The sequence below is a fragment of the Erythrobacter sp. F6033 genome, assembly GCF_023016005.1.
GTDB lineage: Bacteria > Pseudomonadota > Alphaproteobacteria > Sphingomonadales > Sphingomonadaceae > Erythrobacter.
Genome location: NZ_JALKAZ010000001.1, coordinates 1,867,093 through 1,880,084, shown reverse-complemented (window position 1 = coordinate 1,880,084; position 12,992 = coordinate 1,867,093). Strand labels below are relative to the sequence as shown.

Annotated in this window: 11 protein-coding genes; 6 read left to right on the top strand and 5 right to left on the bottom strand. The window is 58.3% G+C overall.

Annotated elements, in window-relative coordinates; genetic code table 11:
- The first annotated feature begins 169 nt into the window (after nucleotides 1-169).
- On the top strand, nucleotides 170-904 hold the full coding sequence (locus MWU39_RS08955; protein WP_247159646.1) for a hypothetical protein: 735 nt from the start codon (nucleotides 170-172) through the stop codon (nucleotides 902-904).
- Nucleotides 905-912: 8 nt separating this feature from the next.
- On the opposite strand, the gene astD is transcribed toward MWU39_RS08955, so the two are convergent.
- Nucleotides 913-2,400, bottom strand: coding sequence for a succinylglutamate-semialdehyde dehydrogenase (gene astD, locus MWU39_RS08950; protein WP_348646394.1), 1,488 nt, complete (start codon nucleotides 2,398-2,400; stop codon nucleotides 913-915).
- Between the two features lie 90 nt (nucleotides 2,401-2,490).
- Complete coding sequence (locus tag MWU39_RS08945) at nucleotides 2,491-3,900, bottom strand: protein adenylyltransferase SelO (RefSeq protein ID WP_247159644.1); 1,410 nt, start codon at nucleotides 3,898-3,900, stop codon at nucleotides 2,491-2,493.
- Between the two features lie 75 nt (nucleotides 3,901-3,975).
- On the opposite strand from MWU39_RS08945, the gene MWU39_RS08940 reads away from it, so the two are divergent.
- From MWU39_RS08940 to MWU39_RS08920, 5 genes are all read left to right on the top strand, one after another.
- Complete coding sequence (locus MWU39_RS08940) at nucleotides 3,976-4,839, top strand: alpha/beta hydrolase (RefSeq protein WP_247159643.1); 864 nt, start codon at nucleotides 3,976-3,978, stop codon at nucleotides 4,837-4,839.
- Nucleotides 4,839-5,984 carry a glycosyltransferase family 4 protein gene (locus MWU39_RS08935; protein ID WP_247159642.1) on the top strand — a complete coding sequence of 382 codons (1,146 nt, stop codon included), beginning with the start codon at nucleotides 4,839-4,841 and terminating at the stop codon, nucleotides 5,982-5,984. Before MWU39_RS08940 ends, MWU39_RS08935 begins: the two co-directional genes overlap by 1 nt.
- A gap of 178 nt (nucleotides 5,985-6,162) precedes the next feature.
- Nucleotides 6,163-6,954, top strand: a complete 792-nt coding sequence (locus tag MWU39_RS08930) for a tetratricopeptide repeat protein (protein ID WP_247159641.1) — start codon at nucleotides 6,163-6,165, stop codon at nucleotides 6,952-6,954.
- A gap of 44 nt (nucleotides 6,955-6,998) precedes the next feature.
- Nucleotides 6,999-8,324: a PQQ-binding-like beta-propeller repeat protein gene (locus tag MWU39_RS08925; protein WP_247159640.1), complete on the top strand. Its 1,326-nt coding sequence runs from the start codon at nucleotides 6,999-7,001 to the stop codon at nucleotides 8,322-8,324.
- A 115-nt stretch (nucleotides 8,325-8,439) separates the two neighbouring features.
- Complete coding sequence (locus MWU39_RS08920; RefSeq protein WP_247159639.1) at nucleotides 8,440-9,849, top strand: DUF1295 domain-containing protein; 1,410 nt, start codon at nucleotides 8,440-8,442, stop codon at nucleotides 9,847-9,849.
- A gap of 1 nt (nucleotide 9,850) precedes the next feature.
- On the opposite strand, the gene MWU39_RS08915 is transcribed toward MWU39_RS08920, so the two are convergent.
- The 3 genes from MWU39_RS08915 to MWU39_RS08905 form a co-directional block, all read right to left on the bottom strand.
- Nucleotides 9,851-11,020, bottom strand: a complete 1,170-nt coding sequence (locus MWU39_RS08915; protein ID WP_247159638.1) for a cytochrome c peroxidase — start codon at nucleotides 11,018-11,020, stop codon at nucleotides 9,851-9,853.
- A gap of 199 nt (nucleotides 11,021-11,219) precedes the next feature.
- Nucleotides 11,220-11,522, bottom strand: coding sequence for a putative quinol monooxygenase (locus tag MWU39_RS08910; protein ID WP_247159637.1), 303 nt, complete (start codon nucleotides 11,520-11,522; stop codon nucleotides 11,220-11,222).
- Between the two features lie 13 nt (nucleotides 11,523-11,535).
- Nucleotides 11,536-12,909: a glutamate--cysteine ligase gene (locus MWU39_RS08905; RefSeq protein ID WP_247159636.1), complete on the bottom strand. Its 1,374-nt coding sequence runs from the start codon at nucleotides 12,907-12,909 to the stop codon at nucleotides 11,536-11,538.
- Nucleotides 12,910-12,992: the final 83 nt, after the last annotated feature.

Here is a 12,992-nt window from a genome sequence, read left to right as displayed (position 1 = left end):
CCCACCTACGCCGCGTGCCTTCTCCTCCCAACTTGGGCCAACCCACCAACGGCCTAAGCGCGGTATCCACCACCGCGGAAGGCGCTCTCATGTCCTTGCGGCATGGGGGCGTTTTCATTTTGCGTGCCCGGCATAGCGAATGTTAACCTTGTTGCGGCAAAAGGCGGCCATGTTCACGCGACAAATCCGCATTGTCTTCATTGGCTCAACAGCTCTGCTGGGCTTGGCGCTGTCTGCTTGCGCGCCTGAAGCCGAAACAGTGGTCGAGCAAAGCGTGGTTGCAACCGATCCGTTGATGGCCAAGGCGTTGAATGATCCACTGATGGTCGATCCTGATCTCGCCTATCGCAATGAGGCGAATGCGGTGCTCACACTGCGTTCCGATCACGCACTGCCACCTCTGGTTGCAACAGACGAACTTGCCAACCGTGCGCGCGATGCGGCCCGTGTCGAATTGCTTGCCGAAGGACAAATCCCTGCATTGCCATTCCCGTCGAGTGATGCAGGCCCCGCAGATCTATCCGCACTGACCAAAGCCGATGCGATGCTAGTCGCCGTTGGCGGACCGCAGGAATGCGTCAGCTCGCTGTCTGAGGGTTTGAATTGGTCAGTCGACATGCCCGGACCATCGGCGGTTATGCCTCACGGGATGGTCCAGCAAGCCGCTGGCTCATCAAATGCTGACTGCAATGTGCGCATTGTCCGTTATGTCACGCCTGTCGATATCGAAGATGCGATGGGGTATCATTTCACCCGTGCAGACCGCGCTAGACTCCGCCCGGTGACATATGAACAGCCCGAGCATTCAATTGTCGGAGATGGCCGCACCGAACATTTCGTGGCGCACTTCCGCGAAGGACCAGGCGGGATGACCGCAGTCGACCTTGTTTACTGGGCCAAATAGCCCCGCAATCAGTTCTTGATACCGATCGCGATATTTGCGCGCGGCTGATTCATTTCTGTGCTCGCCACCGGATATGCGCAGTAATCCGCCGCATAGAACGCCGCTGGACGGTGGTTGCCCGACAGCCCGATCCCGCCAAACGGTGCGGAAGATGATGCGCCATTTGTCGGTCGGTTCCAGTTGATAATACCCGCACGAACATTGGCCCAGAACCGCGCGTAATCATCGGGCGAACCGCCGATAAGCGATGCAGACAGACCAAACCGGGTGTTGTTAGCCTCTGCAATAGCCGCGTCGAGATCGGGCACGCGGATGACTTGCAAGATCGGACCGAACAGCTCGATATCGGGCCGATCTGGAATATCCGTGGTGTCGATAATTCCGGGTGTCAGAAACGGTTTGTCGGGATCAAGACGCCGCATATGAGTGATCGGCTTACCCCCCGCAGTCACCAGTGCGAGGAAACTTTCTCCGAGCAATTCGGCGGTCTCATTGTCAATCACCGGGCCCATAAACGGTTGAACGTCGTCCAATGGATTGCCGATCAGGAGGCTCTTGGTCAGCTTGACCAACTCTTTCATCAGCGGATCGAACATGGAATCGACGATGATGAGCCTGCGCGCAGCGGTGCAGCGTTGGCCCGCAGTCGTGAATGCGCTCTGGACGATTAACGCGGCTGCGTCAGCCAGCAAGGGCGTGTCTGTTACGACGAGTGGATTGTTGCCGCCCATTTCCAACGCCACGATTTTGCCCGGGTTTGATGCCAGCTTGCGGTTGATGGCGATCCCCGCATTGGCCGATCCGGTGAACAGCACGCCGTCAATTCCCGGATGGGCGACGAGAGCTTTGCCTTCTTCGGGGCCTCCAATCACGAGCTGAACCACGCCATCGGGAAACTCTGCTTTGCGGAAACATTCGACCAAGGCAGCGCCGACTGCTGGCGTTTTCTCCGACGGTTTGAACAGGACAACATTGCCCGCAATCAATGCCGGGATCATATGCCCGTTGGGCAGGTGAGCCGGGAAGTTATACGGCCCCAACACAGCCATCGCGCCATGCGGTTTGTGACGCAGAGCAGCGGATCCGTTTAGCGCGCTATCCAGCTTCTTCTTACCAGTCCGTTCGGCATAGGCATTTACCGAGATATCGACCTTGTTGATGACAGCATCGACTTCGGTTCGAGCTTCCCAAAGCGGTTTGCCGGCCTCCCGCGCGATCAATTCGGCGATGCCATCGGCCTCTGCACGCACTTCGTTTGCGAAGCGGCGCACCATTTCGATACGGTTGGCAAGCGGGCGAGCGGCCCATGCCGGAAAAGCTTTTCGGCCAGCGCTGACAGCGGCATCGACATCGCCGTGTTCGCCGCGCCACAATTCATCGCCAGTGGCGGGATCATGAGAAATCAGAGTTGTGTTAGTCACTCTTCGAAACTTGCCCCTTTTGTGAGGTTCCTCTGTCGGCGGTGCTCTTCGTGGAGCGCCGCTCTGTGTCGAAATTCGGGTAACGCTGCTTTACTGGAAAAGATAGGGTTCACGCCAATTTTACAAATGCACGATGTGCAAGAGTCCGCGCTGATATAGCGGAAATCACGTAGTTTTTGCGTGTCCTCTGGGCTCCGGCGGTTCTCCATGTGCTTGCCCCATCCGCCTTAGTTGATCGACTTTGGCGTAGAGTGGAGACCAGTCATCATTGTCGGCGATGGCTGACCAGATGGCTTCGACCTCTTCGATCAGCATGCTTTGCGGGGCCTCATCGGCCCAGTAATTGTGCGAGCTATCGGTCGGCGTATAGGCCGTCAGAGCGTCACCCAATGGACCACTCGGGTCGCCGCGTCCGCCGCGATGCGTGAAGAAAAACGCGTCCGGGCCCATTTTGTGTTCGCGCATATATTGCTCGCACACGCCGACGAGAGCCGTATCGGCATCACTACCGAGCGGTTCAATGCCCAATCGCCAGCACCACCGCCTAGAGATCGCTGCCATGTAAAGCTCTCCGAAGCGGTTCATCGCCGCCACTAGCGGTTCGGAATCGGTCAGCATGCGCAGTGCAACCGCCAATTGACCGCAATTCCAATGCAGCGCCTCCGGTTGGCGACCGAAAGCATATAGCCCGCTGTGATCGAAATAGGCAGCGGTGAAACCGGGGTCCCATGTCGGCAACCACCGCCACGGACCGTAATCAAAGCTTTCGCCTGTGATGTTCATATTGTCGGTGTTGAGCACGCCGTGAACGAAACCGGCGACCATATAACTGGCGGCGAGGTCAGCCATCCGCTCGACAACCTGATGCAGCAGGATAACTGCGGGCTCATCGCGGCCAGGCGCATCCTCGGGCGGCATCGGTCCGGGAAACTGCTTCAGGCAATAATCGACGAGCTGCGCCATCTGATCGCGTTCCTCAATCGCAAGGAGACGCTGAAACGTACCGATGCGAATATGCGAGTTACTCAACCGGACCATCACGGCGGAGCGGGCAGGCGAGGGTTCATCCTGCCGGGTCAATTGCTCGCCGGTTTCGATGATGGAGAAAGTCTTTGACGTATTTACGCCCAGCGCTTCCAACATTTCCGTCGCCAAAATCTCGCGAACGCCGCCTTTCAGCGTAAGGCGCCCATCACCTGCGCGGCTAAAGGGCGTCTGGCCCGATCCTTTGGTGCCAAGATCCATCAATCGGCCATCACCATCGCGCATCTGAGCGAACAGGAATCCGCGTCCGTCGCCGATTTCGGGATTGTACACGCGGAACTGATGCCCGTGATATGCCAGTGCGAGAGGGTGGGGCAGGTTGCCCTCCAGCGGCTCGAATCGCCCGAAATGCTTGGCCCAATCCGCGTCGCTGAAATGGTCCAGCCCGACGGTCGCCGCCCAGCGATTATTGCGGAATCGCACTTGGGTCTGAGGGAAATCGGCGGCCTCCACGGGCGCAGCAATCCAGTCGGTCAGCTGCGTTATGGCGGTATCGGCGCGATATTCGGAAGGTTGCGGTTCGGATCGCATCCGGCGATAGTGGGGATAAGTGGAAGCGTGCGCAAGCGCGCGGACCAGACAATCTGTGAAGGATGACTGCCGAACATGGCATCGAATTATGAAGACCGCTCGTGGACCAGCGAAGACGGGCTAAATCTGCATTACCGCGACTATGCGGGACCGGAAGGATATGACGGACCGCCGGTCCTGTGCCTGCACGGCCTCACACGCAATTCGCGCGATTTCGCGGACCTGGCTGACCACCTGTGCCAGACCCGGCGAGTGATTGTGCCCGAAATGCGCGGGCGCGGGATGAGCGATTATGCGCCGTCATCTGACACCTATAATCCGCTGCAATATGTTGCAGACGTCGAAAAACTGCTTGCTGAGCAAAGCATTGACCGGTTCATATCGATCGGCACGTCGATGGGCGGATTGATGACCATGCTGATGGCGCCGACAAGGCCCGGACGCATTGTTGCGCTGGTGATGAATGATATCGGGCCAGAGGTGAACATGGCCGGTGTTGAGCGCATTGGCACCTATGTCGGCCAAGGTGGCAGCTATCCGACATGGATACACGCGGCGCGCTCGCTGGCCGAGGCGCATGGAGCGGCGTTTCCCGATTTCGATCTCGACAAATGGCTCGAAATGGCAAAGCGCACTCTGGTCGTCAGTCAGAATGGCCGGATCAGCTACGATTACGACATGGCCATTGCAGAGCCTTTCAAACAGCCCGGCAACGCCGCCCCGGCAAATCTGTGGCTCGCCTATGAAGCGTTGCGCAATGTTCCGATGTTGCTCGTTCGCGGGGAGCTATCCGATTTGCTGACGCCCGAAACTGTCGGGCAAATGGGTGCGCGCAACCCTGCGATGAAGACCGTCACCGTGCCGCGCGTTGGCCATGCGCCGTCGCTGGATGAGCCGGAGGCGCGCGCTGCGATTGATGAATTGCTGGCGAGCGTCTGATGGTTGAAACTGCAAAAGTTCTTCACTGCCATTCGACATTTTCGGCAGGCGGCAAGGAAGTGCGCTGTGCCAAGCTGATCAATGCGTTTGGCAAAGGTCTGACCCACCATATTGTATCGGCAATGCCGGATCAGATGGGTGCACGCTCCCTGATTGATCGCAAGCGCGCTCTGGTAGGCTATCCTGACAATTTCCCGTCGCTGACGGGTCGTCCTACGCCGGGGCGATTGGTCGGGATTGCACAGGCGCTTAAAGACTATGACCTCATCCTCACATACAATTGGGGGGCGATGGATGTGGTTATGGCGCACACCGTGTTTGCGCAGCAATTCAACCTGCCGCCGCTCATCCATCACGAAGACGGGTTCAACGAAGACGAAGCCCATCAGTTGAAATGGACGCGCAATTGGTATCGCCGGATCGCTTTGGGCCGCGCGCATTCTTTAGTCGTGCCAAGCGACACGCTCGAAAAAATTGCTCTCGATGCCTGGAAACAGCCGCGCGAACGGATAGTGCGCATTCCCAACGGGATCGACACGAAAGCCTTTGCGCGAAAGCCCGATGCCAAGAAATTGCGGCTGGTGAAGCGCGAAGGGGAGCGTTGGATCGGCACGCTCGCTGGGCTGCGCGCCGTTAAACAACTGCCCATGCTGGTCGAAGCGGTCCGGGACATGCCCGAAAACTGGCATCTGGTTATCCTTGGCGAGGGGCCGGAGCGCGATGCTATTCTGGAATCGGCCGTGCGGCACGATGTTAGCCACCGCGTCCACTTGCCCGGCGCAATTGATGATCCAGCCTCCGTTGTCGGGCTGTTCGACATTTTCGCGCTGTCTTCAAAATCGGAACAATTCCCGCTTTCCGTGGTGGAAGCGATGGCGGCTGGGCTGCCAGTTGCGGCACCCGATGTGGGTGATGTGAAGTCAATCGTGGGAGAGAAAAACCGCGGCTATATTGCGGTGCCCGATGATGTCGATGCGCTTGCGACGGTGATCGGCGAACTCGTCGAAGATCCTGATCTGCGCGCGGAAATCGGAAAGCAAAACCGCAAAAAGGCAATGGATATGTTCGATGCCTCGCGCATGATCGAACGCTATTCGGACCTATATTCGTCTGCCCTGAGCGGTAAATGGAAAGGCGTAAAATAGGGTGAGCGGCTAACCGCTTAACCCGCCATTCAACTTCGCGGCTCCAATTTCCGGCCAACAAATAGTGCAACCGAAGCGGGGAGAGCAAAGCCTCGCATGCGCGCGCGCCATTGCGGAAGATCGCAGGCCCGCCTAAAGACGCCCGCACACACTGAAATGACATGAGGAATAGAGCTCCGTGGCGCTCAAACCGACTTCTGGATCAAACAAAACACCGTCAGTCACCGTCGATGACCCAACGCCTGAGGACGAAATCCTCATGCGCGAAATCGATGAAGCTGTGCGTCAGGATGATGCGACGCAGTTTTTCCAAAAATACGGCGTAATGCTGGGTTCTGGACTCGCCTTGTTGCTGGCAGCGTTCGGCGGGTATCTCGTGTGGGATAACTACACCGAAAGCGGCCTTGAGGCGCAGTCGGAAACGCTGGTTCAGGCATTGGACCAGTTCGAAGGCAGCGATTTCGCCGGTGCAAGCGCGACAGTCGAAGAATTGACGAGCGCAGACAATGATGGCGCCCGCACTTCGGCTCGGTTCATGCAAGCTGCGGCTGCATTGGAACAGGGCGAAACGGCCAAGGCAGTCGAACTGTACGGCACGATTGCATCTGATGAGAACGCGCCGCCCGCGCTGCGCGATCTGGCCCGTATTCGCGAAGTCGCCACAAATTTTGACGACCGCGAGCCAGCGGATGTTATCGCCAAGCTCAAAGACTTGGCCGTGCCCGGAAACCCATTCTTCGGCAGTGCGGGCGAATTGACCGCAATCGCGCAGCTTGAAGCGGGCAACCGCGATGCGGCCGGCGCGCTGTTCGGTGAGATTGCCAAAGACGAAGAGCTTCCCGAAACACTTCGATCACGCGCACGCCAAATGGCTGGGCTGTTGGGCATTGATGCGGTGGACGACGTGGAACAGCTGCTCGAAGATCAAGGGATCGATCCAGAAGCTGGGCTAGTCGAACAACCGCAATAATCCGCCCGAACGGCGCTTTTGAAATTTATTTGGACGGACAAAGAATGAAACAGCACACTTCAATTCGAACAGCCATCATCGCAGGCGCGATGGCCGCTGTGCTGACCGGATGTGCCGGTGATGGCAAAACCACGCCGACCGTTGGCGAACGTATGCCAATCCTTTCACGCATTGAAAGCGGCGCGACGGTTGATCCGGCTCTCGCCAGTGTCAGTGTTGTTCTTCCGCCAGCGCGCAGCAACGCCGAATGGGCGCAGGTCGGCGGCTCTGCCAGCAAAGCCTATGGCCACCTTGCTCTGGGCGCGAATCCGGCACCGGCATGGACTGCCAGCATCGCTGGCGCCAGCAACAGCGTGCGCCTCGCCGCGGCTCCAGTAATCGGCGGCGACAAGCTGTTCGCAGTTGGTTCCGACGGCACGATTCACGCTTTTGACAAGAACACTGGCGCGACCATGTGGCGCTCTGATGCGGTGATGGAAGATGACATGCGTCCGTCCGCTTTTGGCGGCGGTGTCAGCTTTGACAACGGCATCCTGTATGCGACCAATGGCGCGGGTGAAGTGAAAGCACTGCGCGCGGAAAATGGCGAAGAGATTTGGAAAGTGAAACCGGCTGGCCCGCTGCGCGGATCGCCGACCATCGCTTTCGGTCAGATCTTCGTGATGACGCAAGATAACCAGATCATCTCGCTGCAGGCTTCCGATGGTGAGCTGGTTTGGGACGAATCCGGATCGACCGCGCAATCGGGCGTTTTCGGTGTCGCAGCCCCCGCAGCAGGGCAGGGCACAGTGATCGCAGGCTATTCCAGCGGTGAGCTGAACGCTTATCGTTACGAGAATGGCCGGACGCTGTGGGCCGATGCTCTCGCGCGGACCAACATCTCGACACAGGTGAGCTCGCTAACCGACATCGACGCCGATCCAATCATCGATTCCGGCCGCGTTTACGCGCTGGGTCAGGGCGGACGCATGGCGGCATATGAACTGGTCACGGGTCAGCGTATCTGGGAGCTCAACCTCGCGGGCATTTCCACGCCAGCGATTGCAGGCGAATGGATTTTTACTCTGACCGACGATGCCCGCTTGCTGGCGATTGCTCGTTCGAGTGGACGGGTTCGTTGGATCACCCAGCTTCAGCCGTTCCGCAATGTCGAAAAGAAGAAAGACCCGATTTTCTGGACTGGCCCTGTGCTCGCTGGAAACCACCTTTGGGTGGCTAGTTCACGCGGCGAAATCTGGCGCGTGAGCGCGGGTGAAGGCTCTTCGCAATTGTTCGCAGAGATTGATGATCCCGTCAGCTTGCCTCCTGTCGTCGCAGCCGGTCATCTCTATGTGCTGGACGATGGCGGCACGATCCACGCCTATCGTTGATCCTGAATTTGGATGCGCTTGGCGGGATTAATCTTTCTGCCACGCCTGTCCCGCCAATAGACGCGCGTCTTTCGCAAGCTGGCTGTTAACCCTTTCCCGCTATGGCGGAGGGGTGATGGACGCGAATTCTCAACCGAGTGCGGCAGCGCTGCAGAGCGAACCGCCCGTAAGCGATGTTTCGGCGGGCGTTGGCCTTGCCGGATTGCTTGGCCTGTTTGGCTGGATCGCGTTCTGCCGTGCCTTTCCCCTGATTGCGGAAACATTCGGGTTTTCCGGGCCATTTTCGCCTGAGCGCGGGGTGTTGTCTGGTCCCTATGCTGCACTGGCCGCATTGCTGTTTATCGCTGGACCAATGGCGATTTGGTCAATCTTGGTCGACCGAGTTCATTTGCGCCCTTCAACCGGCATTGACTGGAAATTGAAACGCAGCGTCGCGGACGTTCTGCCGGTTTCAACCGTCAAGATCGCAGGTATCTGGGCGACCTATGCCGTGCTGGCGGGCCTTTATGGCCTGTGCCGCTGGTATTGGGACGGATCGTATCTGTTTGCGATGGAAGTTCTGTCGGTCGCGGTGATCCCGATGGTTGTGCTCGCGGTTCCCTACATCATCTGGCTCGACCGGTTCATGATCGATCCCAGGGATTCAAGCTGGCATTTCGGTGCCATGCTGATCGGCAGCGAGGAATGGGACGCAGAGCAAATCAAGAAACACTGGCGTGCCTGGCTGATCAAGGGGTTCTTTGGCGCCTTTATGATCTCCATCCTGCCGGGCGGTTTCGCCTTTGTGGTTCAGGCCGATCCATCGGTCATCACCAGCAACCCGGTCGAGCTCGCCGTTCTGCTGATCACGCTGCTGTTTATGATCGATGTGCTGGTCGGAACGGTCGGTTATCTCTTCACGCTGCGTCCGCTCGACGCGCATATCCGCTCGGGCAATCCATTCCTCGGTGGTTGGCTCGCCGCGTTGATCTGTTACCCGCCGTTCGTGTGGGGCATCATCGGCAATAACAGCCAAGTGCTAAGCTATGAACGTGACATCGCCAAATGGGATTACTGGATGGCGGACAACGAAACCCTGCTGTGGGTCTGGGGCGCATGGCTGGTCGCGCTGACAGCGGCCTACGCATGGGCAACGGTGGCATTTGGCATCCGCTTTTCAAACCTGACCTATCGCGGCGTGCTCACCAACGGTCCGTACCGTTACACGCGCCATCCGGCCTATCTTTCAAAGAACCTCTATTGGTGGTGCCTGCACCTGCCATTTCTCGTGACCAGCGGATCGCCAGCAGAGGCCATTCGCAATTGCTTCTTCCTGCTGCTCGTCAATGGTATCTACTATTGGCGCGCGCGCACCGAAGAGGCGCATATGCTCGCCGAAGATCCGAAATATCGCGAATATTACGACTGGATGGAGCATCGCGGCCTGATCACAGCGCCGCTCGCACGGCTAAAGCGCCGCTTGCTTGGCCGGATAGACCGGCGGGGCGGGGCAGCTGGCGAAGCCGCACCCGAACCCGCCGAGTAATCTATCGGATAAACGGATCGGTGAAGCGCGCATCGGCGGCCAAAGTGTCGTCGGTTAGCGTTTCCATGAAGTCGACCAGAGCCTCTCGATCATCAATTGTCAGGTTGAGCCGCCGCGGCACGCCGCCTTGCTGCAACCTGTTGTCGAGCGCCGGGCCCGCTTGCACGCCGTCGCTGTAGTGATCGACCACTTGCCGCAATGTCGTGAAACGACCATCATGCATAAAGAATGTCGATCGCCCGACATTCTTGAGTGAAGGCGATTTGAAGACCTCCGTCTCGCCCGCATCAAGTCCATTCGAACGGCTGTTTGCGTTCAGAGCAAAAGTAGGAGGCTGATGGCATGTCTGGCAGCCAGCGCCGCCATTGTTCACGCCCGTCATAAACAGCTCGCGCCCGCGCTGTTCGCTCGCAGTAAAGCCCGGCAGCGCTTGATTCAACGCGCGGCCCGGTGCGCCAGCGGCGAAAATCTGCGCATAGGATTGATCCCAGCGGCTATCGGAAGAGATCATCGCGCGTTGGAATTGAGCAAGAGAGCGTTCGATTCGCGCTTCGGTGATCGCTCCATCGCCGAACACAAACTCGAACAAGGTGGGATAGTAGGCAAGGCCTTCCATCTTCGTGATCAGGGCTGCCAAGCCGCCATTTGCGGACCAGCCCATTTCAGTCGCATCGAGAATAGGCTGTGTCGCCTGATCCTCAACATCGTCAGCGCGGCGATCCCAGAACATCTCGCCCGGCTCATAATATCGGATATTGCCGAGCCGCATGGCGTGCGCGCTGGTCAACCCGCCTTGGAAACCGGTTGAAAGACGTTCGTCATCGTCAAAGCCGATATTTTGCTGGTGGCAGGTCGCGCAGCTTGTTGTGTCGTTCACACTCAATGCGGCGTCGTAGAACAACACGCGGCCCAATGTGGCGATTGGATCGGTCACAGGGTCATTGGCGGGGGTGTTGTCGATCGCGTCGACGGTGTTGTCGTAATAGGCGGGCAGGGTGGGGGCCGCGTAATTGTCGAGATTGGCGAGATCGAGGTTCAGGAATTGCTGAACAACAGCATTCGCCTGAGCCGTTGAATCTGTGGGGGTGGGGGTTGGAGTAGGTGTGGCGGTAGCGGTCGTTGTGCCCGGGGTGGTAGAGCCGCCTCCACCGCAGGCGGTTAGTGCGGTCATTAAAGTGAGCGCGAGCGCTGTTGATCCGGCGCGCCCGTTTAGCCTGATTGTCACGTAAGTCCCTCCATATCCACTTCGGATACGGGAAAAAGACATGGATGGCGTGTCGCTTAGATTAACGATCGGTCAGGAATGCGCGTCTGCGACAAAGCGATACAAACGGACGCAATTCTGACACCAAACCACCCCGTTCAGGCGGTCACATCAAAGGCGTGCCATCGTCGGCCTGAAACTTCAGCACTTCGCTGATTGTCACATCAAGATTGCCAAGCGCTTTCTGGAATGCGGCCATATGCGGTGTTTGAAAATGCGCCACCAACGCGGCCTCATCCACCCACTTTTCGATAATGTGCATCGTTGAAGGATCAAGAATGTCAGTCGCGTAGGAATAATCGACGCACCCTTCTTCCGCGCGCGATGCCTCGATCATGGTGGCGAGCGCCGAGCGGCCAGCATCCAACGCGCCGCTACCCAACTTGGCTTTTCCTACTACGATCAGCATTCCATTCTCTCCCTCAGAACGAGTATTTGTAGACCTGCGTCACATCGCCGTTCCATTCGCCGTGATAGGCATCGAGCAGACGTTGAGCCGGCACTTTGCCGGTGCTGACGATTTCATCGAGCGTTTCGAGATAGCCGGTTTCATTGTCGCCGCTTGCATTCAGACGACCACGTGCCGCGAGGCCCTTATGCGCAATGGCGAGCACTTCGCGGCCCAGATCCTGCATCGTGCCAGTGCCACCGGGAAGTTTGGTTTCCAGGCCAAGCCGCGGGACTTCATTGCGAAGCCGCTCGCGCTCTTCCATGGACCAGTCTTTGACAAGGTTCCACGCCGCATCCAGCGCGCCTTGATCATACAGCAGGCCAACCCAGAACGCGGGCAGAGCGCAAATGCGACTCCACGGTCCACCATCCGCGCCGCGCATTTCGAGGAAGCTCTTGAGGCGCACTTCTGGGAAGGCGGTGGAGAGGTGATCCCACCAATCGCTCGCGGTGGGACGTTCGCCAGGAAGAACAGACAATTTGCCGTCCATAAAGTCTCGGAAGCTCAGGCCCGCCGCATCGATATATTTGCCGTCGCGGAAGGCGAAATACATCGGCACCTCGAGCATGTATTCGGCCCAGCGCTCATACCCAAAGCCATCTTCGAATACGAAGGGCAGCATGCCAGTGCGGTGCGGATCGGTGTCTGACCAGATGTGGCTGCGATAGGAAAGGTAGCCGTTGGGTTTGCCTTCGGTGAAAGGCGAGTTCGCAAACAAAGCAGTCGCGAGCGGTTGCAGTGCAAGGCCGACGCGGAACTTCTTCACCATGTCCGCTTCGGAAGAATAGTCGAGATTGACCTGAATGGTGCAGGTCCGCAGCATCATATCGAGGCCCAGATTGCCGACCGTCGGCATATGCTTCAGCATGATACCATAGCGGCCCTTTGGCATGATCGGCAGCTCTTCGCGGGTCTTGTCCGGCCACATGCCAAGGCCAAGATAGCCCGCATCGCAGCGTTCGCCGATGGCTTTCACCTGTTCCAGATGGCGTCCGGTTTCCGCGCATGTCTGATGGAGGTTTTCTAGCGGCGCACCGGAAAGTTCAAGTTGGCCAGCAGGCTCAAGGCTTACCGCGCCGTCTTCGCCTTTCAGGGCGATAACGTTGCCGTTTTCTTCAACCGGCTGCCAGCCATATTCCTGAAGCTCGCCTAGGATGTCCCGAATGCCGCAAGGCTCATCATAGGACGGGGCGCGGCGATCTTCGCGTTTGTAGACGAATTTCTCGTGCTCGGTGCCGATGCGCCAGTCGCTTGACGGCTTTTCCCCGCCGGCCATCGGAGCGATCAATTGCTCCATGCCTTCGATCACGGGCTCGGGGGCGTCGGATGTCTCTCTTGTGCTCATTAGGGTAGGGCACCTTTCTGTCTTGTCAGTTGCCCTAGAAAACCGATTCCGTTGTGGGAAGGGTAAACTGACTTTGGACGCAC

What these genes read in the sequence shown, in the direction of transcription:
- MWU39_RS08955 (WP_247159646.1), top strand. Translation starts at nt 170, where the DNA reads ATGTTCACGCGACAAATCCGCATTGTCTTCATTGGCTCAACAGCTCTG.
- MWU39_RS08945 (WP_247159644.1), bottom strand. Translation starts at nt 3,900, where the DNA reads ATGCGATCCGAACCGCAACCTTCCGAATATCGCGCCGATACCGCCATA.
- MWU39_RS08940 (WP_247159643.1), top strand. Translation starts at nt 3,976, where the DNA reads ATGGCATCGAATTATGAAGACCGCTCGTGGACCAGCGAAGACGGGCTA.
- MWU39_RS08935 (WP_247159642.1), top strand. Translation starts at nt 4,839, where the DNA reads ATGGTTGAAACTGCAAAAGTTCTTCACTGCCATTCGACATTTTCGGCA.
- MWU39_RS08925 (WP_247159640.1), top strand. Translation starts at nt 6,999, where the DNA reads ATGAAACAGCACACTTCAATTCGAACAGCCATCATCGCAGGCGCGATG.
- MWU39_RS08920 (WP_247159639.1), top strand. Translation starts at nt 8,440, where the DNA reads ATGGACGCGAATTCTCAACCGAGTGCGGCAGCGCTGCAGAGCGAACCG.
- MWU39_RS08915 (WP_247159638.1), bottom strand. Translation starts at nt 11,020, where the DNA reads ATGACCGCACTAACCGCCTGCGGTGGAGGCGGCTCTACCACCCCGGGC.
- MWU39_RS08910 (WP_247159637.1), bottom strand. Translation starts at nt 11,522, where the DNA reads ATGCTGATCGTAGTAGGAAAAGCCAAGTTGGGTAGCGGCGCGTTGGAT.
- MWU39_RS08905 (WP_247159636.1), bottom strand. Translation starts at nt 12,909, where the DNA reads ATGAGCACAAGAGAGACATCCGACGCCCCCGAGCCCGTGATCGAAGGC.